Below are 24,012 nucleotides of genomic sequence, written 5' to 3'. Positions count from 1 at the left end.
GCGATGTTCAGGACTGTCTTCCTGTGCCATAGGGATTGCATCGCCTGCGGCTTGAACACCGCATCGATCGCATCAAGCGTTTGAACACTGGGTCACCGACTATGTCGGGCGGCCCACGGAATAGAATACCCATCAGCGTCGGGCTTGCCCGGCGTGGGAAATACGTGGGGCGCGGTTCCCAGTGTTCACGCGTGTTCAACCGTCCCGGCGCCAGTCGGGGCGGCGGGGAATTGTCTATGGACGCTATGATTTCTGGCTTGAGAAATCCGCCCTGGGCGGACTTGGCGCGCGTTCTGCGCCGATGGCTGGGCGCGTCGCCAGCCCGCCATGTCCGCTTTTCCGAGGCGGACCGGGCCGTCATCACCGCGCAGGGCAAGACACTGATGCTGTTGGCGACAATGCTTCACGCACGGGGCGTGATGGATATGGAGGAGTTCGCCGGCACGCTCGGCGTGTTCAGCGTGGTTGTCGCTGAGGACAACGCGGCCGAAGGCGATATTCTCGCTGTCTGGGCAGGGTTGATGAAGGACGGCCGGTAGGCTGAGCGTCGTAGCGCAAGGCTGCAAGCTGACGAGCCGGAAACGCGGAAAACCGCAGAACCGGAAAGCCGGAAAGCCGGAGAAGCGGCTTTGCGCATCTGCGGCTTTCAGGGAATCAGACCCCGCACATGCCCTCGCACTCGTTCGGCCAGAGATCGAGCTGGCCGCGGTCGCCGGCCGTCGATAGGTCGGCATGGTCGAGCGGCACGGCGGAGCGGTGCAGATAGACTTCGGCGCGGATGCCGCGGAAACCGGTGCGGATGGCGGCGTCGACCGACACGGCGTCCGCCCAGGCTTCGGGATCATGATCGCGCATCTGTCGCCAGTGATCGTCGGAATGAAACGGACACCCGATGCAGGCGCTCTTGGGCGGCGGAGGATAATCATGCCGTTCCAGCCAGCGCAGGCAATCCTGTCGGGTCAGGCCCCGCTCGATCAGGGGCCAGCGGTTGACCCGCCAGCTCTCGAAAGAGGGTTTCATGCGAAGCGCCTCGTCGAGTGAAATCCCGATCCATTGTTCGGCGACCGGCGACGTGGGCGAGCGCCGCCCTGCGATGCCGAGCAGCTCGCGCACTTTCCGCCTGATCGGCACGATCTTGTAGTCTCCGGTGCATTGGCGGCGGATCATGCCGATGCTGGCCCGCTCGGTCGCCACGATGCGGGAGCCGACGACGACGAGATCGCCGTTTTCATCCTCGTCATAGACGGGAAGCTCGCTCCCGGCAGGCGTCACGGTGCGGGTGAAGGCTGGAATGGATGCCCAGCGCTCGCCCTGTGCGCCGGCGATGAGGTCGGCGCGTAGATCCCCGGCCGAGACGATATGGACGGGAAACGGCAGGACATTGGGCGACCGCAGCCAGGCGAGATGGTCATAGACGGCCTGCGGCTCCCACCCGGTATCGGCGAAGATGGCGCAATCGGGCATGGGGCCGACTTCGCCATGCGCCGCCATCAGCGCCAGCGTGGTGGACTGGACGCCGGCGCCGAGGCTGAGGACGCGCAGGCGGATGTCGGCCGACTGCGCGGGGTCGGGGACGAAACCCGGAAAGGCGAGCGCGTTCATCACGCCGCCTCCCGCTCGTCGTCGTTCTGGTCGATGCTGCCGGCATCCGGCAGGAAGCTGAGAAGCCAGTCGGCCGCCTTGCTGGCTTGGGAGGCGGCTCGGACGATGGCGCGGTTGTCTTCGCGCAGGACGTCGAGCCAAGAGCCGATATAGTCGGCATGGCGCACGGTCGGGACGATCCCGAGCGCGGCGCAGCTATAGGCCGAGATCAATTCGGCGGTGATTTCCTCGACCGAATAGAGCTTCGAGCCGAAGGAGCCTGAGAGGTTCCGGTTCAGCCGGTGCTCTGCGCCGCTCGCGTGACCGAGTTCATGCAAGGCCGTCCGGTGCCAGTTGATCGGCTCGAAATAGGCGGCCGGCGGAGGGACTTGCACGTAGTCGAGCGACGGAACGTAGAACGCCCGGTTGCCGCCAATGCGGAAATCGATGCCGGTCGCTTTGATGAGCGCCTCCACCTGGGGCTCGATCATGCCGGGCGGCGGCGGCGGCGCGGTCGCCTCGATGTCTTCGGGCAGGTCGTCGCATTGCGCCGTGTTGAATACCGTGAAGCGCTTCAGGAACGGGATCGCCTGCGCTTCCTCGCCAGCCTCGAAGGCGCGGCGCTTCTCGTCCTCCGGCGTGAAGCGGTCGGCATAGACAACGGTTGTGCCGCGCTCGCCCTTGCGGACATGGCCGCCAAGCGACAGTGCCTGGCGGAAGGTGAGCCAGCCCTGGCCGGGAAAGCCGTGCTCGATGACGGCTCCCCAGAGGATCAGGACATTGATGCCGCTGTAGCTTCGCGAAGTTGCGGCGTTGCGCGGCAGGCCAAGCGGGGCCTTGGCCGCCGACGTGCCCCAGGGCTGGACCCACGGCACGCGGCCGGCTTCCAGCTCGGCGATGATCTTGTCGGTGACTTCGTCATAGAGGTTCGCCCGGTCGGCTCCGGCACGAACGCGGCGATCGTTTCTGGACATCGCGGCTCTCCGCGACGGGCGCCGGAAGCCTCTCCTCCAGCTCTCTACCCGTCACGGCAAAACCGGTCCGCACTCTCACTCTAATAGTTCAGGCACTGCATCGTGTGGTCGGGCAGCGCCATGATTGGCGCGGTGCGATCAAGTGAAACGGCGCGTGATCAAGCAGTGCGCTCGGACCGCCAGTGGCCATCTTGGCCCTTGGCGAGCCGCCAGTTCCGCGCGGTTACGAGCGTGCCGCGGGCGGTGCGATAGTCGGGAACGGTGAGACGGATGGAATCGCCTTCGGCGCGCCATTCCGCGATGACGGTGACGCCATCGCCGAACTCGACTAGGCAGTCGGGCGCGGCCTTCCCATCATCGTCGACGGTGACGCGGCCTTTCCGAAAGGCATGGCTATGAGGAAACAGGAAGCGCATTCGGGCGCTTTCTCCTTCTCGGCGTCTTACGCCTTGAAGATCGCGCTGGACGATCGCCTGACAAGGGGGCGTTGCGGGGTCTCCCCGCAGAAGGGGGTGTGCCGGCGACCTCGGCGCCGGCCAGGGGGAAGGCTTTCCCCCTTCACCTGAATCTGCTCACCTGGTCCCGGCCTGCTTCCGACGACGGGCCACGGTACGAACGCCAGCACTATCGCCCATGGTCATGTCACCCAGGCTATGGAGATGAAGCGCCGGATGCGATGGCAGCTTTACCGTGAGTTCGAGCTTGCCGCCGATGGCTTCGACATAGCTGCGTAGCGTCGAGAGATACATATCCGCCTGCTTCTCGATCTTGGACACGGACGGCTGCTTGATGTTGAGAGCCGATGCGATGTCCTCCTGTGCCTTGCCGGCGATTTGGCGCAGCTCGCGCAGACCCTCGACCTCCTGCCGCAGTTGCTGATAGCGCTCCTCGACTGCCGCCTGTTCGTCCGCGGGAAGCGCGGCAATGATTTCATTCAGGCTTCGTGCCATCTCAACGTTCCTTCTTTGCGGATTTCAGGCTTTCCACATGCTCGGAAAACCGGAGATCCGCTTTTGCGATGAGCTGCCGGTAGAACCGCTGCTGACTCTCGCCGGATGCATCCGCCCGCTACGAGCCCGATAATGTCATTTCACCGTTCATAGCCTCAAAGCTATGCCGGATCAACAAAACGACTCGCGACCAAGCGAGTGATAATCCACTACGGAGTACCACCCCGATCACTCGACACTTTCTCAAGCGGACTTTCAGATCGCAAATGCGGGTCTCGGTCCCGGCCAATCGGGATCGGTTTCCATCTGGCTTGCGAGATCGGCTGCTGCGATCCGCCTCAGGCTAGACGCTGCAATGAACTGGACGCCGAGTGCCAACCTGACTACCGAAAGTCGCTTCAAGCCAGCGGGCTTGTATCGGCTGGCAACATAGGGCGGCAGGCTCACCACCACCGCTTGAACCCGCGCATCGTCGCGGTGCGGCCGTGCAGTAACCATACGCTGGGCGAGCACGGCCAAGTTATGGCCGTCCTTGCCTTTTCGGAAAGAGTCGGGATCAACACCATCCCAAACCAATGTTGCCTTTATGGATAGCTCTGCGGCCATGCAGATCGGCTGTACCACCGAGTCGTGGCTGAACGCGGTAGGCAATGTGTTCGCCACGTCTTCGAGATTCGACCCTGCCATCCGCCAGAGCGTCACCGCGTCAGCATTGCCTTGATCAACCTCGTTGAGACCCATTGTGAAATCGTGAATGTCCGCGCCAGCAAAGGCGACGTCAGCGGCGATCGACCTATCCCGGCGGCACCAATTCCACCATTCTTCCGCATTCTCGAAGCCAGTCATCTGCCACGGCTGGAGAGAATTCTGACCGAACACGACGGGGAAAACGGCCTTTCGCACCTGATCGACCGAAGCTACTAATCCGATTCCGGCGCCGGGCCAGTTCGTCGCAACTTCCGGCATCATGGCTGCATAAGCATCCATTATGCGTTTGACCTCGGGATTGCCGCCCACACCCATCACGAAACTGGAGCCGAGCAGCTCCATCGCGGCCCGGAATGGCCGTTGGTGAATGTGAACGCCATCCTCGGCGTATTTCAGATCCAATCGGCGCAGATCGTCCGCCGTCCACCTACTCATTTGCGCCTCCTACCGCCCGTTGGCTAAGCGCCGGAGGAAGGTTCGCGCGGTAACGAGCACGACGTGGAGACGGAAGGTGCTGTGATCCTCGTCTGAAAGACCGGGGTGCGATCCTTCGGTGTGCAGCATCTTGAAAAGGCCATTGACGTAGTTCTTCCCGTCTCCGGTCCATTCATTGCGGCTCGTCGACAGGAAGCCGATTTCCGCCAGCAACGCCCGGCGATTTTCGGAGCTGGGCCTTTTCGCTGCATCTTCCGGGCGGACGTTGCGGGCAATGTTGTCGAACAGGCTTTCAAGGAATGTGCGAAGCTGTCCGTTGCAGGCAGCCCAATCGCCGCGGCTGTGCGCCTCGATCGCTTGATCGAGATGACCGAGTGGGGTCATGAAAGCGAAGGATTTTAGGAGCCGATGCACTTCATCGTCGGTTTCGGGAAGCTGGATTTCTCCCGGCAGCGCGGCTCGAATGGTTGCGTTCCGAACATTGTCGTCCCAGACCAACACAAAGGCATCGCGGGCAAGCCCACGGGCAAACGCCGTCTGCAATGGATGAATCGCGTCGGGTTGTGCCAGCAGCGCCGCTTGGCGCACGACGGCTTCGCCGAGCGTCATGCGACCATCCAGCGTGTCGAGGATTGCATCGGCGCGCTGGACGACAATGCGTCCAAGCAGATCGCATTTTTTCGTGACGCTGATGCCGGTATCCGACGAAATCTCATCCTCAAGCCCGAGACGAAGCACGACCTGGTTGAAGCGCGCCTGGCTGTGCAGTTCGAGCAGTTCGACGGCAGCAACCAGGGTCGGACGGGTGAAGGGAGCTGATCGCATGGGCGGGGCTACTCAAACCGCAGGCCGAATAGCCCCCCAGTGTCGGTCGCGTCGGTCAGCTTCGTGTCCATGACATAGGAGCGGATATCGAACCCGGCCTTGAACCCTTCACGCGGCAGCGCGTCGGAGTTCATTGTGACAATGTACTGAAACCCGGCTGCCTCAGCCCGTTCCGCGCCGAGTTGCAACGCCTTAGCAACCTGCCTTTCGTCCACCCCATCGAATAGATGGCTGTCATGGACCAGAAAGCCGGGACCGCGCCCATTCTTCAGGCTGATTTCGGTCAACATGAGATCGAAGCAGAATATCTGCATATTGGTGATGCCCTTGCTTCGTTGTCCATCGATATGGACCTCGAATTGGGGGCCGCTTCCGGTCTCGCCAATCGTTAGGCTGCCCGCCTTTTCGTAAAGGGACTCCGAGAGCGACTCGAAAATGAGGATAGCCTCGCGGATGATGTCGGTCCGCTCGTGGATATCGTCGCGTAGCGCCTTGGTCAGGTTGGCCCGTTCGATGTCGAGTTCAGCCTTGGTGCTTTCGATCCGTTCAGCGGTATCGAGCCGCTGGCGAAGTCCCTCGACCTCAGCCTCGGCTCGGCCGGCTTCTTCGCGCAGCGATGTATAATGTTCGAGTGCTCCACCGGAGCGCAGGACACCCATTATCTGACGCCGCCGCCGGTCGCGATCGACTGTGCGCTGATCGCGTTCAGCGATGCGAGCCTCTGCCGAGGCGATCTCGGCGGTCAAGTGCGCGCGCCGGTTCTCGATGATGGTTCGGTGGAAGCGCTCCACCTCGTCAAAACGCCGCCGCACCATATCGGGGAGGACGACGCCGGCCTCCGCATAGAGTTTCGTAACGTCGCCCAAGTCGGGCGCATCCTCACCGACCAGCGAAGCGCGAAGCTGTTGCAGGAGATCGCCGTCGATCACATTCTCGACGTTCATCCCGTCAATTTCGCGCGTAATTTCGTTCGCCTCACGCTCCAGAGCTTTGTATTCCGGCACTACCTCGAACGTTTCAAGCTGCTGGCGAAGCCGCACGGCACGAGCCTCCGCGACAGTCAGCTTCGTTCTGAGGTCGGCCGCCTTACCGAAGAACCGGCCAAGGTCGCCGCTACGGGCGGCCTTACGCAGTTCCTGAGCGACCTTCTCCTGCGCGCGCAGTTCTTGAAAGCGGCCGGGGATGCTCCAGTCGAGGCCAAGCAGATAGCAGATCGAGACCTGCTGATCCCACGCCTGCTGCATCGCCGAATGTTGCATTGGCTGCTGAAAGCCGCCGCTGTTCTGACGGCGGACGAAATAGGAGAAGAGCGAGCGGAACGACGGCTGGAAACGCTCGGCTTCGTCCCCTGCCGAAATGGGCAGGCCGAACCAGAGCTGGCCGAGGTTGGCTTTCCAGTTCTCGTTCGACAACTCGAACAGGCCGGCGCGCGTGTCGAACTGCGGCGGGATTGGCCAGTTCTCGACGGCGCCATTGATAAAGATCCGACTCGGCTTGGCGCCGCTACGGGCCGCCGAGGTGGTTTCTTGCGCTATGTCGACGGAGACGTCGAAGGTCCACGTCGTCAGCGCATCAGAACGGAAGATGCTGTCCTTGCGGGCGTCAGCGCCAAACAGGAAATGGACCAACTCTATGAAACTGGTCTTGCCCGCGCCATTCCTCGACTGGCGATCGTTGGCACCCTCGCTCTTGTCAGCCAATAGGATGTTCAGACCCGGCTTGAAGGTCAGTGTCTTGAAAGACGCGAGGTCGCTGCCGAAACGGCGGATCATGGCTGAATCCTCCGCACCACGCCACGATCAAAGTCAACCGCACCAATCGTGAAGAGCAGGTCAAGCGAGAGAATGAACCACTGATAGTCAATTGGAGCATTGGGCGCATGAAGCGAACGGCGTCCGCGCATCTCGTCCCATAGCCGCGACATGGTCATCGGTCGCTTTAAAATATCGAGAACCTCTGCCCCAACGCCAATGAGCGCGCGATCAGGACGGACATGCTTTGTCGGGAGGATCATGATGCCTCCACAGAAATGATGGTCGGATCTTCGAAGATGTCGCAGCTATCAAAAAAATAGGAGAGGACTGCCAGCGCCGCTCCCTGACGCTTCGGCTCGCCGTTGAAGCCGGCGTAGTCCTGAAGATGCTTGAAAATCGTGTCGGCCGGAAGATCGAGAGCTTTCAGCTCAGCGTACCGCAGTCGGAAAGCCTCGGCGATGCGTTCGCCGAGATCAGGACGGGGAATTTTCTGGAAGAACGTATCAACGAGCGCCGATTTCCGCCTGCCAATGCGCAGAAACAGGCCCGATTCCTCGGATAGAGCGTTTTTTTCCAGCTTTTCCGGCGACGGCGGCGTCAGCGGCGGATCGCTTGGATTGGGCTCCTGCCGCTGGAGCGCCTCAATGATCGGCACCAGATCAGACATGACGAGGCGATCCACGATCGCTATCGAAGCCGCAGGACCGAAGAGGGCCTGAAGCGCGGCCAGATCGAGCATCATGGTAAGATCGAGCAACTCCGGCTCGGACCAAGTGGTAATCTGCAGCGGCGCATGAGCCTGACGAAGGCCGTCGAGATGCTGAACCGCGTTCGGGGGGAGTCCGCGCCCGTCGTTATGGACGAAGACCCACTCCTGCATGTTGCCGTTCCAATGGGCACGGGCACCGTGAAAGTCTTCATCGACTTTGGCGATGAGGTCGGCTTCCTTCATGGCATCGGGGGCGTAGCACTGGAAAACCGAGCCGGAGCTGATCCGGCGGCCATCGCATTTCAGGTCCCCATAGGGACCGTAGGGGCGGACTTCCTCGAAATCAGCGCCGAGGGCATGGCCTGCGAGAAGCACGAACCAATCCTGAAAGGCGGCGCCTTTCTTGGTGTGAAACGCCAAACGGAAACGATCGACGTAGATGGACCGCTGCAACTCATCCATGGCGCCGCCTTGACGTCGGATCGCCGCTCTTCTTCCGCACCGATGCGGCTCTGACAGGCGCAAGATCGCCAAGATGATGAATCCGCAGCACCGGCCGCTTGGGCAGCTTGACGGTCAGCTCCAATTCGCCGCCGACGGCTTCCACGTAATTGCGCAAAGTCGAGAGGTGCATGTCAGTCTGCTTCTCGATTTTGGAGACGGATGGCTGAGTAATATTCAAAGCGGAAGCGATATCCGCCTGAGCTTTGCCCGTGATCTGACGAAGTTCGCGCAAACCCTCGACCTCTTGGGTCATACCCTGTTGACGCGCATCTATGACGGCCTGCTGGTCATGAGGAAGGCGAGCAACGATATGATCGGTGCTTCTACCCATCTTGCTGCCTTTCCTTAACTAGTGTTGGCGTGGTGACGTTACTGCCAAAAGACGATCAGCGAATGCCGTGATTCTACCGACAATTAATCTGCGCCTGTATAGCTTTAGGGCTATGTTCGGTCAACGGAAAGGACGCTTGGCGCGTCCGGCGAGGCTGCCGTGGATCGGCGGCAGCTCGCGGCCCAGGTATCGAGATCTTCTACGGAATAGCGGACCCACTTGCCGAACTTGTGGTAGGCGGGGCCGCCGCCGAGCGAGCGGTAGCATTCGAGCGTGTGGGCCGACAGCGCGAGGTATCGCGCTGCAGCTTCGGTATCGACGAAGCGGATGGGGCCGGCATCGTCGACGAATTGGGCACGACGCAGAATTTCGGGCGTCGGCCAGCGGCGTTGAGCTTTGGCTTCCTCACGCATGATCGGCCACCTCCGGCTCGGAGCGCTTGCTGCCGGGCGGCAGGGTCCGGTTCTCACCGCTGCGGTGGCGGAACGGCCGGTAATTTCCAACGCGCGTGCGCGAGGCGTATTTGCCGTCCTCGAACCCGAGCGGCTTGCCGTCCGGGCCCAGGATCGCGGGTGCCGACCCGCCGACCGGCGCGATAGACGGCGGCTCGATGACGGGCGGAGACGGTGGCGCGGGCGGCTGATGCTCGACGCCGATGACATTCAGTCGGCGCCGCGTCACGGCTTCCGCCGCCGCCCGGACAGGCTCGTCCTCGGTGTGGACGTAGCGCATGAACATGGTCACCGTCTTGTGGGCAGTGAGCGCCATGCCGACCTTCACCGGCACGCCGGAATTGGCGATGTCGGTGGCGGAGCGATGGCGGATGCCATGGGTGCCAACATGAGGAAGGCCGGCCCGCTCCAGAATGCGCTTCCAGCCCTGATAGTAGGTATAGGCCGACATCGGCTTTTCCGGGTCGAAGATCGAAGGGCAGACATAAGGCGAATCCACCACCAGCGGCGCGGTCTCGAACAGGCGCAGAGCCTCAGCGCTCATCGGTTTCGACATCCCGCCGGTCTTGCTGTCCGGCCAGACGACGCGGCGGTTGTCGAAATCGACCCAGGCCCATTCGAGTTCGGTGATCTCCGACATGCGGGCGGCAAACTCGAACTGGAGCCGAATGGCCAGAATGATGAACGGGTGTTCCAACCCTTCCGCCTCGGCGCGATCGAGATATTCGAAGAGTTTGCGCATTTCCCCATCGGTGATGAGGCGGGTCTTGCCGCGTTCGGGATATTTCGGGACGTGGCGGCAGGGATTGGAGCCATCAGGCCGCAATCCCCAGACTTCGGCCACATTGAACATTTTCCGGCACAGCGCCAGAACGCGGTTTGCGCTGGTGGGAGACTTCGCCATCTTCTTCATGAGATCGGCAATGTCAGCGCGCGTAACGTCCGGCACCTTCAAGTGGCCGAGCTTGGGAATGAGGTGGCGCTTGCCCCGTTCCCGATTGGACTGGACGGTAGAGGGCTTATTGCGGCCCTCCGAATAATCGGTGATGAAACGATCGAAGAGTTCTTTGACCGTTGGGGCCTGACGGATCGCCGTCCGCTCGGCGCTGGGATCGCCGCCGCGCCGAACCTCGGCAAGCCAGTCCTGTGCGATCCCACGCGCCTGTTCGACGGTGATCTCGCCGTAGCGACCAATGGCGGGCTTTCGGCGCTGACCGCTGTTCGTGACATAGGCGATCATGAAAGTTTTCCGACCAGCGGGAGTGACCTTCACGAGAAAGCCCGGTATCGTCGTATCGCGGAGTTCGTAGTCGCGTTCCTGCGGGGTTGCGGCGTCGACAGCAGTCTTGGTGAGCTTGATTTTGGCCATTCCTAACCTCCTTTGAGGCCGGATTTCAGGTGCAAAATAGGAGCACCTAGAAATCCAGCCGTGGCGTGTGCCCGGTTAGGTATGGATGTATTGATAGCCGAAAAAAGCTAGTGCCTACAGTCGGTTATCGGGAAATCGGATACCCCCGGATAAACAAAGGATAGGCCATCTGGGCTCGCTTAAAATCTGCCGGGCGCAAGCCCTTGCCGGTTCGATCCCGGCTGCCCGCACCATCCGCCGACTTCGTCCAGAAGCGTCCCTTCTTCGCCTCAACGCCCGGTCATTCGGGCGGCCTGGCGCTCCAGATCGTCGGCGCGGCGCAGCATTTCATCGGCGCGGGCGGGCAGGGAGGCGGACAGGGCGCGCAGTTCCGCGTCCGTCACCGGATTTCCTCGCGCGCGGTTCTCGGCGATCTGGCGCGCCCGATAATTCGGGTCCTGGAGGCGGACGCTTTCCGTCCGCATCTGGGCCGCGCCAGCCCGCATCTGTTCGGCGCCGCGGGCCAGGTCCTCGCCGCCACGACGTTCGGCCTGGCGAGCCTGCTGCTGCGCCCGTTCTCCGGCGAGGCGGGCCTCTTGGGCCTGGCGTCGCGCCTCCACCGCCTGTCGTCTGGCCTCGACGGCCTGTCGGCGGGCGTCTGCGGCGCGGGCGCGGACATCGGCGGCGATCTGGCGCGCTTCCTCGGCCATTTGTTCGTCCTCCGGCGAGCCGTTGACGGTGTAGGTGTAGCTGACGCTCCTTGAAGGCGGAGCGGGGTGCGCGGGCGGAGACGGAGGCGCGGGCGGAGCCGGGACCGCGGCGCTCGAAGACCAGGACGGGACAGGCGGTGGGGCAGGCGGCGGGGCCGGAGGCGCAGGCGGTGCGGGCGGCGCCTTCACCGACACGGTCCTGATCAGGCGCAGCGGCGTCGTTTCAGCGGCTCGCCCGGTCAAAACGAGAACGGCGGCCTCAGGCGTGGCTTCACGCATGGTGTCGACGGCGACCGGCGTCTCGGCCCTCTTGCGGCTCAGCTCCAGGGCGGCCAGGGGCGTGGCGACGGCGGCCAAGGCGACAACCGACAGGGCGGTGGTCAGCGGGCGACGACGGGCGTCGGTATCGGACATGATGCAGGCGATCCTTGTCTTGAGGGTTCGGGCGTCCGCGGCCATGGCGGTCGCGGCGTAAGGGGCAGGCTGAGCGGCCAGACGAACCAGTGTCCGGGCGTAGAGGCGGCGATCCACGGTCTGCAGCGCGCTTTCGTCGGCGGCTTCCTCGGAGCGGGCGACCAGTTCCGCGTGCAGCCGCCAGACCAGGGGATTGAACCAGAACAACGCCAGGGCCAGGCGCGACAGGATGAGGAAGATCCAGTCGTTGCGCCGCAGGTGGGCCAATTCGTGAGCCAAGATGGCCGGAGCGGCCTGGCGCTCGGCCAGGCTGGCCGGATCGACCAGGATGACCCCCGGCGACACGCCCCAGCTCAACGGACTGGACAGATGGTCGCTGGCCACCAGGCGCGGCCGAGCCGAGGGCGAGAGAACATCGAGCGGCGCGGACCAGGCGGCGCATTTCACTGCGCGACCGTCGCGCGTCCAGCGGTTCAGCGTGTGCAGTCCAAGCAGCAACCGCCCTGCCAGCATCGCGACGCCCAGCAGCCACAGCAGGCCGGCCGCGGTCGCCGCCGTCGGCCACGGCAGGCTTGCGGAAACCTCCAGTCCCGCGACGGGACCGACCTCGCCCCGCCACATCGGCAAGACGGCCGTGGGCGTCGGCGCCGCAGGCAGCAGCGTCAGGGTCAGGTTCGGCAGGACGGCCATCAAGATCGGCAGGGTCAGCAACAGACAGACCACGCCGCGCAGGATGTCGGCGCGTTCCGCCGGGCGTCGGCTCAACACCCGCGCGCAGATCAGGCCGGCGCCGGCGATCAGGCTGGACTTGACCAGGAGGGACAGCAGCAGGGTCCAGGTCACGACTTGCGCTCCACGGCCTGATCGATGGCGCGTTCCAGGGCGGCGGCCTCTTCCGGCGTCAGCCTCTGGCCCAGGCCCAGCAGGGCGGTCGCGGCGCTGGCGGCGGAACCGGCGAAAAAGGTGTCGATCATCCGCCGCATGGCGTTGGCGGCGACCGTCTCGGTGCGTTGGGCCGGGCTGTAGACGAAGCCGTCGGGGCCGGAAGTCCGCATCACCAACCCCTTTCCCTCCAGCCGTGTCAGCAGGGTTCGGACAGCGGAATCGCTGAGCGGATCGGACAGGGCGTTGCGGACTGCGGCGGCCGTGCCGCTTTCCAGTCGGCAGAGGATTTCGAACACCTCTCGCTCGCGTCGGGGCAGGGACTCGATCACGCGGGTCTCTCCGTTTCATGTTCGCTACATTTGTAGCGTTACATGTGTAGCGGATTGGGGCGGGATTGAGGCGGCGAGATGAACTCGCGGTAGGGTGCGGCTATAACCGGATTTCGCGGCGCTCGGCGGCGCTACGCAGGCCGGCGTCCAACACCCGCATGACGGTCAGGGCCTGGTCGGCGGGGACAGGCGGAGGGGTTTCGCCCCGGATGGCGTCGCGCATGGCGGCGTAGAAGGCGGGGTAGTCGCCGCGTTCGGACGGGACGGTCGTGCGCTTGGCTTCCCCCTCGACCACGCGAACCAGGACGCCGGGCGACGGATCGACGCCCCAGGCAGGATCGCCGGGACGAAGTCCGGCCTTGGACTGATCTTCCTGCGGATCCAGACCGTGTTTGATGAAGCTGCCGCCCGTGCCGTGGACGGCGAAGCGCAAGGTGCTGTCGGCGGCCAGAAGGCTTATGTTCAGGATCACCCGCATCCGGTCGTAGCGCAGCAGAACGTGGGCGTAGTCGATGCCGGTCGCGCCCTGACGTTGGGGCTGAAGGTCGGCATAGACGCCCAGGGGCGGGCCGAACAGCTGGACCGCCTGGTCCGCCAGATGCGGCCCCAGGTCGGCCCAGATCCCGCCGTCGCGCCGGTCCTTCCAGCGATCGGTCACGGTGGGGCGGAACCGGTCGAAATGGCTTTCGTACACCGCGATCTCGCCCAGGGCGCCGTCGGCGATCAGCCGGCGCAGGGTCAGGAAGTCGGCGTCCCAGCGCCGGTTCTGGAACACGCTGAACACGCCCGGCGCCTGGGCGGCCACGGCGGCGACCACCTCGGCCTCGGCCAGGCTGGCGGCGAAGGGCTTGTCCACCACGACCGATTTTCCGGCCCGCAGCGCCTGCATCGACTGTTCGGCGTGCAGGGCGTCGGGCGTGGCCACCACGATCAGGTCGATGTCGGCGCGCGCCAGGGCCGCGTCCAGGCCCGCCAGCACCTCGACCTCTGGGAGATCGACCCGAACCGCCTCGGGCCGGGAGGAGACGACGACGCGCAGGGCCAGTCCGGGCGTCGCAGCGATCAGGGGCGCATGGAAGGTCTGGCCCGCCAGGCCGTAACCGACCAGGGCGACACCGAGCGGGGCGGAGGAGGGGGATGCGATCATGACCCGATCCAACCGGCCCGACGCCGTCTTGTCGAGGCCGGACGACGGTTCGTAACCCTTCGTGTCAGCGATCCGGCTCCTGCCCCTCCAACCGATAGGGCACGACGCCCCGTTCGTTCTCAGAGACGTGCAGCGTCCGGTCCAGCGGCGGGAAGGCGCGCTGGGTGCAGTCGGTGCGTTCGCAGATGCGGCAGCTGACGCCGATCCGCGTCGCCGGCCCGTTCAGATCCAGCCCGGCCGCATAGACCAGCGACCCCGCGTGTTCGATCTCGCATCCCAGCGAAAGGGCGTAGCGCCGGTCCTCGGCCAGGTAGGAGCCGCTGGGCTTGGATACGCTTCTGGCGATGGAAATGTAGCGCGATCCGTCCGGCATCTCGGCCAGCTGCACCCCGATCCGGTCGGGGGCGGCGAAGGCTTCGTGCACGTTCCACAGGGGGCAGGCGCCGCCGAAACGGGCGAACTGGAACCGCGTCGCGCTGTGCCGCTTGGTGATGTTGCCGGCCATGTCCACACGGGCGAAATAGAAGGGCACGCCGCGCCAGCCGGGTCGTTGCAGGGTCGACAGCCGGTGGCAGACCTGTTCGAAACTGACCTGGAACCGGGTGCGCAGCCGGTCGATGTCGTGCCGCTCGGTCCGCGCCGCCTCCAGAAACGCGCGATAGGGCAGCAGCAGGGCGCCGGCCGCATAGTTGGCCAAACCGACCCTCGCCACGTCGCGCGCCGCCTGGGTGCGGAAGGCCGCGCGGTCCAGCTCGGCTTCGATCAGATCGCGGAACGAGAGCAGGGCCAACTGGTGCGCCATCTGGAAGGCGCGCGTCGCACCGGGTTGCCAGGCGTCCAGCGACAGCACCCGGCTGACGGGATCGTAGCGGCGCAGCGCCGCCTGGCCCGCCACATTGACCACCCGCACGCCGTGGATCTGGGCCAGGGCCGCCTCCAGCCGCCGCTCCAGCTGACCGTCCGGCGGCAAGGCGTCGGCCAGGGCCTCGGCCGCCGTGTCCAGTCCGTCGATATAGTTGTCGCGGTAGTGGAAGAAGTCGCGCACCTCCTCATAGGGCAGCAGGGCGGCCGCCGCCCCGCGCTCGTCGCGGCCTAGGGTGTCGTCCAGCGCCTTCACCCGCTCGTCCAGCCGACGGAAGGTCTGATGCAGGGCCAGGAACTGGCGGGCCAGGCGCGGGGTGTTGGCGACCGCCTGTTTCAGTTCGGCGGCGGATGGCGGTTCGGCCCCGCCGCTGACCGGCCCGGCGATGTCGGTGGTCGCTTCGCGCAGGTCGGCGATCAGCCGGGCGTCCCCTTCCAGATCGAACAGGCTGGCGTCTACATGGAAGGCGCGGGTCAGGGCGATCAGCACCCGCGCCGTCGCCGGCCGCTGGTTCGTCTCCAACTGCGACAGATAGGAGGGCGACAGGCCCAGTCGTTCGGCGCAGGCCTCCAGCGTCCAGCCGCGCGCCTCGCGCAGCTTGCGCAGCTTGGCCCCCAAAAAGAGTTTCTCAGCCATTCGCAACTTTGCAGATCATCGGATCGTCCTTTGCAAGTCGGCGCAGTTCCACACTTTTTGCAAAGTTGCGTTTGCGTATTTGCGATGAAGGCGCCACGCCTTGCCTCACGAACAAGAGGCGCAAACTCATCATGACTCAAGCCATCCTTGAAGAACTGGAGCGTCGTCGCGCCGCCGCACGGCTGGGCGGCGGGGAAAAGCGTATCGCCGCCCAGCACGCCAAGGGCAAGCTGACGGCGCGCGAACGGATCGGCGTGCTGCTGGACGAGGGCTCCTTCGAGGAGACCGACATGTTCGTGGAGCACCGCAGCCACGACTTCGGCATGCAGGACCAGCGCATCCCCGGCGACGGCGTCGTCACCGGGCGTGGCACGATCAACGGTCGGCTGGTCTATGTCTTCTCCAAGGATTTCACGGTGTTCGGCGGTTCGCTGTCGGGCGCCCATGCGGCCAAGATCGTCAAGCTGCAGAAGATGGCCCTGACGACCGGCGCCCCGATCATCGGCCTGTTCGACGCGGGCGGGGCGCGGATCCAGGAAGGGGTCGAGAGCCTGGCCGGTTACGCCGACATCTTCCTGCAAAACACCCTGGCCAGCGGCGTCATTCCCCAGATCAGCGTCATCATGGGGCCGTGCGCGGGCGGCGACGTCTATTCGCCCGCCATCACCGACTTCATCTTCATGGTGAAGGACACCTCCTACATGTACGTGACCGGCCCCGACGTGGTGAAGACCGTCACCAACGAGGTGGTCAGCCACGAGGACCTGGGCGGCGCCCGCGTCCACGCCGGCAAATCGGGCGTGGCGGACGGGGCGTTCGAGAATGATCTGGAGGCCCTGTCGGAGGTGCGCCGCCTGATCGGCTTCCTGCCCCTGTCGAACCGTGAAAAGCCGCCGGTGCGCGAGAGCTATGACGAGCCGGAGCGGGACGAGCCGTCGCTGGACACATTGATCCCGGCCAATCCGAACCAGCCCTATGACATGAAGGAGCTGATCCTGAAGGTGGTGGACGAGGCCGACTTCTTCGAGATCGGGGCCGACTTCGCCCGGAACATCATCTGCGGCTTCGGGCGGCTGGACGGCCAGACGGTCGGCATCGTCGCCAACCAGCCCCAAGTGCTGGCCGGCGTGCTGGACATCGATTCAAGCCGCAAGGCCGCGCGGTTCGTGCGCTTCTGCGACGCCTTCGACATTCCGCTGGTGACGCTGGTCGACGTGCCGGGCTTCATGCCGGGGACCAAGCAGGAATACGGCGCCCTGATCAAACACGGGGCCAAGCTGCTGTTCGCCTACGCCGAGGCGACCGTGCCGAAACTGACCCTGATCACGCGCAAGGCCTATGGCGGCGCCTATGACGTGATGAGTTCCAAACACCTGCGCGGCGACGTCAACTACGCCTGGCCCACCGCCGAGATCGCGGTCATGGGCGCCAAGGGCGCGGTCGAGATCATCTTCCGCAAGGAGGCCGGCGATCCCGAGGCCCTGGCGGCGCGCGAGGCCGAATACAAGGACCGTTTCGCCAATCCGTTCGTGGCGGCGGGCCTGGGCTATATCGACGACGTCATCATGCCGCACGGCACGCGGCGGCGGCTGGTGAAGGCGCTGCGGACGCTGAAGAACAAGGTCCAGGAGAACCCCTGGAAGAAGCACGACAACATTCCGCTGTAGGTCGTTATGCAGATATTGATAGATAAGGCGACCGCAACTTCGCTTGTGCAGCAACGCATGAGGGAGGGCGAAGAACTGGCTGCGTCAATCAATCGCCAGAGCGATGCTAGCGGATGGGCTGCAAAGTTAGAGCACTCATTAGAGCGCATTATGGGCGACGATCAATGGATTGCGAAATTTAAGCACCGTATCGGTAGTGTTTCATCTAGCGATCCTTTTAGGAATATGGAGCTAGCTCGTGACAATGTATCGAAGACTGTCAAAAAGCTTCACAGCTTGATCGATATAATCGATGAAAGTGATGATGTAGCTATCGACGTCGCTCCTTATGTAGATAAGGCGATAACTAATCGCGTGTTCTTGGTGCATGGCCGGGCCGATGCACCAAAAAATGAAGTTGCTCGGTTTCTGGAGCAGCTCGGATTACAAGTCATAATTCTCCACGAAAGACCCAATCTTGGTCGTACGCTAATATCCAAGTTCCAAGAAGAGTCCGCTGACGTAAGCTTTGCTGTCGTCTTGGTAACTGGGGATGACGCAGGAGGCCTCGCTGGCGATGCAGCGAAGCCTAGAGCGCGGCAGAACGTGGTTTTTGAGCTTGGCTTCTTTATCGGGCGCCTCGGACCGGACCGCGTTTGTGCGTTGGTCGCCGATGGTGTGGAGACACCATCGGATTACGATGGGGTAGCATTTGTCCCACTCGACCTAAGTGGCGGATGGAAAAACACGCTCACCAGAGAGCTGGTTGCAGCCAAAGTGCCGGTCGATTTCTCAAAAGCATTTGGCAGTTAGGTCACTAAGATGTTCTCCAAAATCCTCATCGCCAACCGGGGCGAGATCGCGGTTCGGATCATCAAGACCTGCCGCAAGATGGGCATCCAGACGGTGCAGGTCTATTCGGAGGCCGACGCCGGGTCGCTGGCGGTCGAGATGGCCGACGAGGCGGTGCTGATCGGGCCGGCGCCGGCCGCGCAGTCCTATCTGCTGGCCGACAAGATCGTCGAGGCGGTGCGCCAGACGGGCGCGCAGGCGGTGCATCCGGGCTTTGGCTTCCTGTCGGAGAACGCCGGGTTCGCGCGGCGGCTGAGGGACGAGGGGATCGCCTTCATCGGCCCGAACCCCGAGGCCATCGAGGCCATGGGCGACAAGATCAGCTCCAAGAAGCTGGCGGCCGAGGCGGGGGTCTCGACCGTGCCGGGCCACATGGGCCTGATCGAGACGCCCGACGAGGCGGTCAGGATCGCGCGCGAGATCGGCTATCCGGTCATGATCAAGGCCTCGGCCGGCGGCGGCGGCAAGGGCATCCGCGTGGCCCATTCAGATGCCGACATGGCCGAGGGGTTCGCGGCGGTGAAGGCCGAGGCGCTGAACGCCTTTGGCGACGACCGGGTCTTCCTGGAGAAGTTCATCGTCGATCCGCGCCACATCGAGATCCAGGTGCTGGGCGACAAGCACGGCCACGTCGTCCACCTGTTCGAACGTGAATGCTCGATCCAACGCCGCAACCAGAAGGTCATCGAGGAGGCGCCGTCGCCCCTGCTGGATGAGGCCACCCGCGCCGCCATGGGGGCGCAGGCCGTCGCCCTGGCTCAGGCTGTGAACTATGACAGCGCCGGAACGGTCGAGTTCGTCGCCGGTCAGGACAAGAGCTTCTACTTCCTGGAGATGAACACCCGTCTGCAGGTCGAGCATCCGGTGACGGAACTGATCACCGGCGTCGATCTGGTCGAACAGATGATCCGCTCGGCCTGGGGCGAGAAACTGGCCTTCGAACAGAAGGACCTGGCGATCAACGGCTGGGCCATCGAGAGCCGCATCTACGCCGAGGACCCCTATCGCGGCTTCCTGCCGTCCATCGGCCGGCTGGTCCGCTATGAGCAGCCGCAAGAGGGCGATCAGGGCGACTATACCGTCCGCAACGATTCCGGCGTCCGCGAGGGCGACGAGATCTCGATGTTCTACGACCCCATGATCGCCAAACTGTGCGCCTGGGGCGAGACGCGCGACGACGCCGTGCGCGGCATGGCTCGCGCGCTGGAGGACACCCATCTGGCGGGGTTGGGCCACAACGTGCCCTTCCTGGCGGCGGTGATGGATCAGGAGCGGTTCCAGTCCGGTCAGCTTTCGACCAGCTACATCAAGGACGAGTTCCCTGAGGGTTTCCACGGCCTGACGCCGACGCCCGAGCAGGTGAAGATACTGATCGCCTGCGCCGTCGCCATGAACGAGGTTGTCGCCGAACAGGACGGCGACCCCAGCGAGCGCACCGACTGGACCGTCCTGGTCGACAAGACGGCCCATGCGGTGGAGGTCGGCTATGACGAGGCCGAGGACCTGGTCGTCGTTATCGACGGGGAAGAGGTTTCCCTGTCCGAGATCGACTGGCGGCCGGGTCTGTCGCTGTTCAAGGCGGTGCTGGATGACGACGCCTTCACCGCCGAGGTCAAACGCGTCGCCGACGGCTTCGACATCCGTCACCGCGCGGTCAGGGCGCGGGTGCGCGTGCTGCGGCCCGACGTGGCGCACCTTTACGCCCTGTTGCCCGAGAAACAGGCGGCGGACACCTCCAAACTGGTGCTCTCGCCCATGCCGGGCCTGGTGGTGGACATCCCCGTGACCGAGGGCCAGGAGGTCAAGTCCGGCGAGACGGTCGCCATCATCGAAGCCATGAAGATGCAGAACATCCTCAAGGCCGAACGCGACGGCCGGGTGAAGGCGGTCAAGGCCAAGGCGGGCGACCCCGTCGCCGCCGACGACGTTCTGGTGGAGTTCGACTGAATGACCGACTTCGCCGTCCCGACCCCGCTGGAGTGGCGCGAGGCCGCCGTCAAGGCGCTGAAGGACCGCCCGCTGGAAAGCCTGGTCCATCTGGACGCCGACCAGCTGGCGACGCGGCCCCTCTATGGAGCGGCGACCGGCGGCGCGCCCATCTTCGCGCCCCGACCGTCGGAGTCCGAAGGCCGGGCCTGGGACGTGCGCACGCTGAACGAGGGAGAGGACGCCGACGCCCTGAAACAGGCCGTCCTGACCGATCTGGAGAACGGCGCGGCTTCGGTCCTGATCGCCGGGCCGGTCGCGGCGGACGCCGGCCGACTGGCCCGCGCCCTGGACGGCGTGGCGCTGGAGCTGGCGCCCGTGGCCCTGGACGCCGGGTTCGACGGGGTGAAGGCCGCCGAGGCCCTGGCGGCCGTCGCCAAGGGTTCGCCCCGCGCCAAGCTGGCCTTCCATCTCGACCCCATCTCCGCCTACGCCCAGGCGGGCGGCGCGCCCGGTGATTTCGCCAGCCTGATGGCCGAGACGGCGAAGGCGGCGACGACACAGGCCGCCACCTATCCCGAGGCGACCCTGTTCATGGCCTCGGGCCGTGTCGCCCATGAGGCGGGCGGCTCCATCGCGCAGGAGCTGGCCTTCGCCGCATCGTCGGCCGTGGCCTATGTGAAGGCGGCCGTTGAAGCGGGCTTGGCGGTCGAAGCGGCGCTGAAAGGCGTGGTGCTGGGCGTCGCCGTGGACCAGGCCTATTTCGACTCGCTGGCCAAGATCCGCGCCCTGCGCCTGGTCTGGGCCAGTGTGTCCAAGGCGTTCGGCGCCGAGGTTCCGGCGATCGTCGAGGCGCGCTCGTCGCGGCGGATGCTGTCGGCGCGCGATCCGTGGCCGAACATGCTGCGTCTGACCGCCGCCGGTTTCGCCGGCGCCGTGGGCGGGGCCGACGTGGTGGTGCTGGACGGCTTCACCCGCGCTGCCGGTCTGTCGGACGCCTTCGCCCGGCGTCAGGCCCGCAACACCCAGTTGATCCTGATGGAGGAAGCTAATCTGGGCCGCGTCGATGATCCCGCCAGCGGTTCCTGGTATCTGGACGCCCGCACCCGCGAACTGGCCGAGGCCGCCTGGGCCGAGTTCCAGGCCTATGAAGCCGAGGGCGGCGTCATCGCCTGTCTGGAAGGCGGGGTGATCCAGCCCCGTATCGCCCGCGCCCGCGCCCTGGCCGAAAAAGCCTTCAAGGACGGCGCCGCCCAGATCGTCGGCGTCACCAAATTCGTCGACCCGGACGTGCGCACCACGCCCGTGACGCCCGCGCCCGCCGTGACCGCCATCGGGATGTTCGAGGCCCTGACGCCTGTCCGCTTCGCCGCCGCCTTCGAGGAGGCCGCTCAATGACCTTTCCCGACTTCTCCAAAGTCGCCCTTGATCTGGACGCGACCGGCGTCGGCCCCGACCGCGCCCCATGGACCACGCCCGAGGGGCTCACGGTCCAGACAGCCTATGGCCCGGATGCGCTGGACGGGCTGGACTTCATCCACGGCCTGCCGGGCTTCGCCCCCTTTGTGCGCGGGCCCTATCCGACCATGTACGCGGGCGCGCCCTGGACCATCCGTCAGTACGCCGGCTTCTCCACCGCCGAGGAATCGAACGCCTTCTATCGCCGCAACCTGGCCGCCGGTCAGAAGGGCCTGTCGGTCGCCTTCGATCTGGCCACCCACCGGGGCTACGATTCCGATCACCCGCGGGTGAAGGGCGATGTCGGCATGGCGGGCGTCGCCATCGACAGCATTCTGGACATGCGCACCCTGTTCGACGGCATTCCGCTGGACCAGATGTCGGTGTCCATGACCATGAACGGGGCGGTTCTGCCGATCCTGGCCCTCTACGTCGTGGCGGGCGAGGAGCAGGGCGTCGACCACGCCAAGCTGACCGGGACCATTCAGAACGACATTCTGAAGGAGTTCATGGTCCGCAACACCTACATCTATCCGCCTGCGCCCTCGATGCGGATCATCGCTGACATCTTCGAGTGGACGGCGAAGGAAACGCCCAAGTTCAACTCGATCTCCATCTCCGGCTATCATATGCAGGAGGCGGGGGCCTCGGCGGACATCGAGCTGGCCTACACCCTGTCGGACGGCATCGAATACCTGCGCGCGGGCAAGGCGGCGGGCATGGAGATCGATCGTTTCGCGCCGCGCCTCAGCTTCTTCTGGGCCATCGGCATGAACTACTTCATGGAGGTGGCCAAGATGCGCGCCGGCCGCCTGCTGTGGGCCGAGGCGGTGCGTCGCGAAGGCGGCGTCGATCCGAAGTCCCTGTCCCTTCGCACCCACTGCCAGACCTCGGGCTGGTCGCTGGCGGCGCAGGACGTGTTCAACAATGTCAGCCGCACCATGGTCGAGTGCATGGCGGCGGCGGGCGGCCAGACGCAGAGCCTGCACACCAATGCCCTGGACGAGGCCCTGGCCCTGCCGACCGACTTCTCGGCCCGGATCGCGCGCAACACGCAGATTCTGGCGCAGGCCGAGACGGGCCTGACCCGTGTCATCGACCCCTGGGGCGGCAGCTTCTACGTCGAGCGCCTGACGCAGGAACTGGCGACGAAGGCTCGTGCCCTGATGGACGAAGTCGAGGCCTACGGCGGCATGGCCAAGGCCATCGAGGCGGGTATTCCCAAGTTGCGGATCGAGGAGTCCGCCGCCAAGACCCAGGCACGGATCGACACCGGCCAGCAGACGGTCGTGGGCGTGAACAAATATCTGAACCCCGTCGTCGACGACATTCCGATGCTGAAGGTCGACAACGCCGAGGTGCGCGCCCGCCAGATCGAGAAGCTGCAACGCCTCAGGGCCGAGCGGGACGAGGCGGCGACGCAAGCCGCTCTAGACGCCCTGACCGAGGGCGCGCGGGGCAGTGAGAACCTGATGGAACTGGCGGTACGGGCCGCACGCGCCAAGGCCACTGTGGGCGAAATCTCCGACGCTCTGGAGGCCGCCTTCGGCCGCCACGTGGCCACGGTGAAGACGGTCTCGGGCGTCTATGCGAAAGAGGCCGGGAACGATCCCAAGGTCGCCCGCGCCCGCGAGATGGTCGCGACTTTTATCGAGAACGACGGCGGCCCGCCGCGCATCCTGATCGCCAAGCTGGGCCAGGACGGCCATGACCGGGGCCAGAAGGTCGTCGCCACCGGCTACGGCGACATCGGCTTCGACGTGACAGCCGGTTCCCTGTTCCAGACGCCCGCCGAGGCGGCCAGGGACGCGGTCGAAAAGAACGTCCACGCGGTCGGCGCGTCGTCTCTGGCGGCTGGGCACCTGACCCTGGTTCCTGAACTGCGCGCCGAACTGGCCAAGCTGGGCCGCGAGGACATCATGATCGTGGTCGGCGGCGTCATTCCGCCGTCGGACGTGCAGCCCTTGCTCGATATGGGGGCGGCCGCCGTCTATCCGCCGGGTTCGGTGATCGCCGAGACGGCGGCGGATCTGATCGAGAAGCTGAACCAGCGCCTGGGCTACGCCCAGCCCGCGCCGCGAAAGGAGCCGGCATGATCGGCAATCTGAACCATGTCGGCGTCGCCACGCCCTCCATCGCTGACTCGATCCGCCTCTATCGCGACGTGCTGGGCGCGACCAGGATCGGCGAGCCCTTCGACCTGCCGGCCCAGGGGGTGAAGGTCTGTTTCATCGACACCCCCACCGCCCAGATCGAACTGATCGAACCCTATGACGACGCCAGCCCCATCGTCGGCTTTCTGGCCAAGAACCCCAAGGGCGGCCAGCATCACATCTGTTTCGAGGTGGCGGACATCCACGCCGCCGTCGCCGAAATGCGCGCCAAGGGCGTGACCGTCCTGGGGACCGGCGAACCCCGCATCGGCGCCCACGGCACGCCTGTCGTCTTCCTGCATCCGAAGGAGATGGGCGGCGTGCTGATCGAGCTGATGGAGACGCCGAAAGGGGCGCACTGAAGGGGGGCGCGGAGCCTTTCGTCAGCTTCGCCGTTGAAGCGCAGAACGGGAGATTTTCACC

Annotated in this window: 23 protein-coding genes; 7 read left to right on the top strand and 16 right to left on the bottom strand. The window is 64.9% G+C overall.

All coding sequences use genetic code 11. The features are described 5' to 3' along the window. Positions 1-281: 281 nt before the first annotated feature. Positions 282-539, top strand: coding sequence for a hypothetical protein (locus tag ACWPV3_RS14085; RefSeq protein ID WP_438853039.1), 258 nt, complete (start codon positions 282-284; stop codon positions 537-539). A gap of 115 nt (positions 540-654) precedes the next feature. Here the strand turns inward: ACWPV3_RS14085 and ACWPV3_RS14080 are convergent, their stop codons facing one another. From ACWPV3_RS14080 to ACWPV3_RS14005, 16 genes are all read right to left on the bottom strand, one after another. Beyond that, entirely contained in the window at positions 655-1,602 is a 948-nt protein-coding gene (locus ACWPV3_RS14080; protein ID WP_126150212.1) for an adenine nucleotide alpha hydrolase family protein, read from the bottom strand. After that, on the bottom strand, positions 1,602-2,555 hold the full coding sequence (locus tag ACWPV3_RS14075) for an ArdC family protein (RefSeq protein ID WP_126150211.1): 954 nt from the start codon (positions 2,553-2,555) through the stop codon (positions 1,602-1,604). The genes ACWPV3_RS14080 and ACWPV3_RS14075 overlap by 1 nt, the downstream gene beginning before the upstream one ends. Before the next feature lie 158 nt (positions 2,556-2,713). Beyond that, positions 2,714-2,971 (bottom strand): hypothetical protein, encoded by a 258-nt coding sequence (locus ACWPV3_RS14070; protein ID WP_126150210.1) that lies wholly within the window; start codon positions 2,969-2,971, stop codon positions 2,714-2,716. A gap of 156 nt (positions 2,972-3,127) precedes the next feature. Beyond that, on the bottom strand, positions 3,128-3,505 hold the full coding sequence (locus ACWPV3_RS14065; RefSeq protein ID WP_453978257.1) for an XRE family transcriptional regulator: 378 nt from the start codon (positions 3,503-3,505) through the stop codon (positions 3,128-3,130). Between the two features lie 255 nt (positions 3,506-3,760). After that, a complete protein-coding gene (locus tag ACWPV3_RS14060; RefSeq protein WP_126150204.1) occupies positions 3,761-4,648 on the bottom strand; it encodes a HEPN domain-containing protein in 888 nt (295 codons plus the stop codon). Positions 4,649-4,657: 9 nt separating this feature from the next. Beyond that, positions 4,658-5,473, bottom strand: coding sequence for a hypothetical protein (locus ACWPV3_RS14055; protein WP_453978256.1), 816 nt, complete (start codon positions 5,471-5,473; stop codon positions 4,658-4,660). 8 nt (positions 5,474-5,481) lie between these two features. Then, positions 5,482-7,245, bottom strand: a complete 1,764-nt coding sequence (locus ACWPV3_RS14050) for an ABC-three component system protein (protein ID WP_126150202.1) — start codon at positions 7,243-7,245, stop codon at positions 5,482-5,484. Next, positions 7,242-7,487, bottom strand: a complete 246-nt coding sequence (locus tag ACWPV3_RS14045; protein ID WP_126150201.1) for an ABC-three component system middle component 6 — start codon at positions 7,485-7,487, stop codon at positions 7,242-7,244. The genes ACWPV3_RS14050 and ACWPV3_RS14045 overlap by 4 nt, the downstream gene beginning before the upstream one ends. Next, positions 7,484-8,398, bottom strand: coding sequence for an ABC-three component system protein (locus ACWPV3_RS14040; RefSeq protein ID WP_126150200.1), 915 nt, complete (start codon positions 8,396-8,398; stop codon positions 7,484-7,486). The genes ACWPV3_RS14045 and ACWPV3_RS14040 overlap by 4 nt, the downstream gene beginning before the upstream one ends. Continuing rightward, the gene (locus ACWPV3_RS14035; RefSeq protein WP_453978255.1) at positions 8,391-8,771 is read right to left on the bottom strand and encodes an XRE family transcriptional regulator; all 381 of its coding nucleotides are present in this window, start codon (positions 8,769-8,771) and stop codon (positions 8,391-8,393) included. The genes ACWPV3_RS14040 and ACWPV3_RS14035 overlap by 8 nt, the downstream gene beginning before the upstream one ends. 110 nt (positions 8,772-8,881) lie before the next feature. Continuing rightward, complete coding sequence (locus ACWPV3_RS14030; RefSeq protein WP_453978254.1) at positions 8,882-9,184, bottom strand: helix-turn-helix domain-containing protein; 303 nt, start codon at positions 9,182-9,184, stop codon at positions 8,882-8,884. Beyond that, on the bottom strand, positions 9,177-10,592 hold the full coding sequence (locus tag ACWPV3_RS14025) for a tyrosine-type recombinase/integrase (RefSeq protein WP_126150197.1): 1,416 nt from the start codon (positions 10,590-10,592) through the stop codon (positions 9,177-9,179). Before ACWPV3_RS14025 ends, ACWPV3_RS14030 begins: the two co-directional genes overlap by 8 nt. Positions 10,593-10,861: 269 nt before the next feature. Beyond that, a complete protein-coding gene (locus ACWPV3_RS14020; protein WP_453978253.1) occupies positions 10,862-12,538 on the bottom strand; it encodes a M56 family metallopeptidase in 1,677 nt (558 codons plus the stop codon). Next, the gene (locus ACWPV3_RS14015) at positions 12,535-12,909 is read right to left on the bottom strand and encodes a BlaI/MecI/CopY family transcriptional regulator (RefSeq protein WP_292087474.1); all 375 of its coding nucleotides are present in this window, start codon (positions 12,907-12,909) and stop codon (positions 12,535-12,537) included. Before ACWPV3_RS14015 ends, ACWPV3_RS14020 begins: the two co-directional genes overlap by 4 nt. 100 nt (positions 12,910-13,009) lie before the next feature. Then, on the bottom strand, positions 13,010-14,056 hold the full coding sequence (locus tag ACWPV3_RS14010; RefSeq protein WP_453978252.1) for an oxidoreductase: 1,047 nt from the start codon (positions 14,054-14,056) through the stop codon (positions 13,010-13,012). 64 nt (positions 14,057-14,120) lie between these two features. Continuing rightward, positions 14,121-15,554, bottom strand: a complete 1,434-nt coding sequence (locus tag ACWPV3_RS14005; protein ID WP_453978251.1) for a helix-turn-helix domain-containing protein — start codon at positions 15,552-15,554, stop codon at positions 14,121-14,123. A gap of 131 nt (positions 15,555-15,685) precedes the next feature. Between ACWPV3_RS14005 and ACWPV3_RS14000 the strand changes: the two genes are divergently transcribed. Genes ACWPV3_RS14000 through mce form a run of 6 tightly spaced genes read left to right on the top strand, consistent with a single transcriptional unit; the run spans position 15,686 to position 23,951 of the window. Continuing rightward, positions 15,686-17,221 (top strand): acyl-CoA carboxylase subunit beta, encoded by a 1,536-nt coding sequence (locus ACWPV3_RS14000; RefSeq protein ID WP_453978250.1) that lies wholly within the window; start codon positions 15,686-15,688, stop codon positions 17,219-17,221. Positions 17,222-17,227: 6 nt separating this feature from the next. Further along, positions 17,228-18,013, top strand: a complete 786-nt coding sequence (locus ACWPV3_RS13995) for a TIR domain-containing protein (RefSeq protein ID WP_453978249.1) — start codon at positions 17,228-17,230, stop codon at positions 18,011-18,013. Positions 18,014-18,022: 9 nt separating this feature from the next. Beyond that, positions 18,023-19,999 (top strand): acetyl-CoA carboxylase biotin carboxylase subunit, encoded by a 1,977-nt coding sequence (locus tag ACWPV3_RS13990; protein ID WP_453978248.1) that lies wholly within the window; start codon positions 18,023-18,025, stop codon positions 19,997-19,999. Further along, complete coding sequence (locus tag ACWPV3_RS13985) at positions 20,000-21,376, top strand: methylmalonyl-CoA mutase family protein (protein WP_453978247.1); 1,377 nt, start codon at positions 20,000-20,002, stop codon at positions 21,374-21,376. Beyond that, positions 21,373-23,532 (top strand): methylmalonyl-CoA mutase, encoded by a 2,160-nt coding sequence (gene scpA, locus ACWPV3_RS13980; protein WP_453978246.1) that lies wholly within the window; start codon positions 21,373-21,375, stop codon positions 23,530-23,532. The genes ACWPV3_RS13985 and scpA overlap by 4 nt, the downstream gene beginning before the upstream one ends. After that, positions 23,529-23,951 carry a methylmalonyl-CoA epimerase gene (gene mce / locus ACWPV3_RS13975; RefSeq protein WP_453978245.1) on the top strand — a complete coding sequence of 141 codons (423 nt, stop codon included), beginning with the start codon at positions 23,529-23,531 and terminating at the stop codon, positions 23,949-23,951. Before scpA ends, mce begins: the two co-directional genes overlap by 4 nt. Positions 23,952-24,012 lie beyond the last annotated feature (61 nt).

The organism is Brevundimonas sp. Marseille-Q4549 (assembly GCF_976940555.1).
The sequence above is the reverse complement of the archived record's forward strand: the minus strand, read 5'-3'. Positions and strand labels throughout refer to the sequence as shown.

Bases quoted from the DNA above. Each gene is read 5' to 3' on its own strand.
- ACWPV3_RS14080 (WP_126150212.1), bottom strand. From the start codon at position 1,602: ATGAACGCGCTCGCCTTTCCGGGTTTCGTCCCCGACCCCGCGCAGTCG.
- ACWPV3_RS14075 (WP_126150211.1), bottom strand. From the start codon at position 2,555: ATGTCCAGAAACGATCGCCGCGTTCGTGCCGGAGCCGACCGGGCGAAC.
- ACWPV3_RS14070 (WP_126150210.1), bottom strand. From the start codon at position 2,971: ATGCGCTTCCTGTTTCCTCATAGCCATGCCTTTCGGAAAGGCCGCGTC.
- ACWPV3_RS14065 (WP_453978257.1), bottom strand. From the start codon at position 3,505: ATGGCACGAAGCCTGAATGAAATCATTGCCGCGCTTCCCGCGGACGAA.
- ACWPV3_RS14060 (WP_126150204.1), bottom strand. From the start codon at position 4,648: ATGAGTAGGTGGACGGCGGACGATCTGCGCCGATTGGATCTGAAATAC.
- ACWPV3_RS14055 (WP_453978256.1), bottom strand. From the start codon at position 5,473: ATGCGATCAGCTCCCTTCACCCGTCCGACCCTGGTTGCTGCCGTCGAA.
- ACWPV3_RS14050 (WP_126150202.1), bottom strand. From the start codon at position 7,245: ATGATCCGCCGTTTCGGCAGCGACCTCGCGTCTTTCAAGACACTGACC.
- ACWPV3_RS14045 (WP_126150201.1), bottom strand. From the start codon at position 7,487: ATGATCCTCCCGACAAAGCATGTCCGTCCTGATCGCGCGCTCATTGGC.
- ACWPV3_RS14040 (WP_126150200.1), bottom strand. From the start codon at position 8,398: ATGGATGAGTTGCAGCGGTCCATCTACGTCGATCGTTTCCGTTTGGCG.
- ACWPV3_RS14035 (WP_453978255.1), bottom strand. From the start codon at position 8,771: ATGGGTAGAAGCACCGATCATATCGTTGCTCGCCTTCCTCATGACCAG.
- ACWPV3_RS14030 (WP_453978254.1), bottom strand. From the start codon at position 9,184: ATGCGTGAGGAAGCCAAAGCTCAACGCCGCTGGCCGACGCCCGAAATT.
- ACWPV3_RS14025 (WP_126150197.1), bottom strand. From the start codon at position 10,592: ATGGCCAAAATCAAGCTCACCAAGACTGCTGTCGACGCCGCAACCCCG.
- ACWPV3_RS14010 (WP_453978252.1), bottom strand. From the start codon at position 14,056: ATGATCGCATCCCCCTCCTCCGCCCCGCTCGGTGTCGCCCTGGTCGGT.
- ACWPV3_RS14005 (WP_453978251.1), bottom strand. From the start codon at position 15,554: ATGGCTGAGAAACTCTTTTTGGGGGCCAAGCTGCGCAAGCTGCGCGAG.
- ACWPV3_RS14000 (WP_453978250.1), top strand. From the start codon at position 15,686: ATGACTCAAGCCATCCTTGAAGAACTGGAGCGTCGTCGCGCCGCCGCA.
- ACWPV3_RS13995 (WP_453978249.1), top strand. From the start codon at position 17,228: ATGCAGATATTGATAGATAAGGCGACCGCAACTTCGCTTGTGCAGCAA.
- ACWPV3_RS13990 (WP_453978248.1), top strand. From the start codon at position 18,023: ATGTTCTCCAAAATCCTCATCGCCAACCGGGGCGAGATCGCGGTTCGG.
- ACWPV3_RS13985 (WP_453978247.1), top strand. From the start codon at position 20,000: ATGACCGACTTCGCCGTCCCGACCCCGCTGGAGTGGCGCGAGGCCGCC.
- scpA (WP_453978246.1), top strand. From the start codon at position 21,373: ATGACCTTTCCCGACTTCTCCAAAGTCGCCCTTGATCTGGACGCGACC.
- mce (WP_453978245.1), top strand. From the start codon at position 23,529: ATGATCGGCAATCTGAACCATGTCGGCGTCGCCACGCCCTCCATCGCT.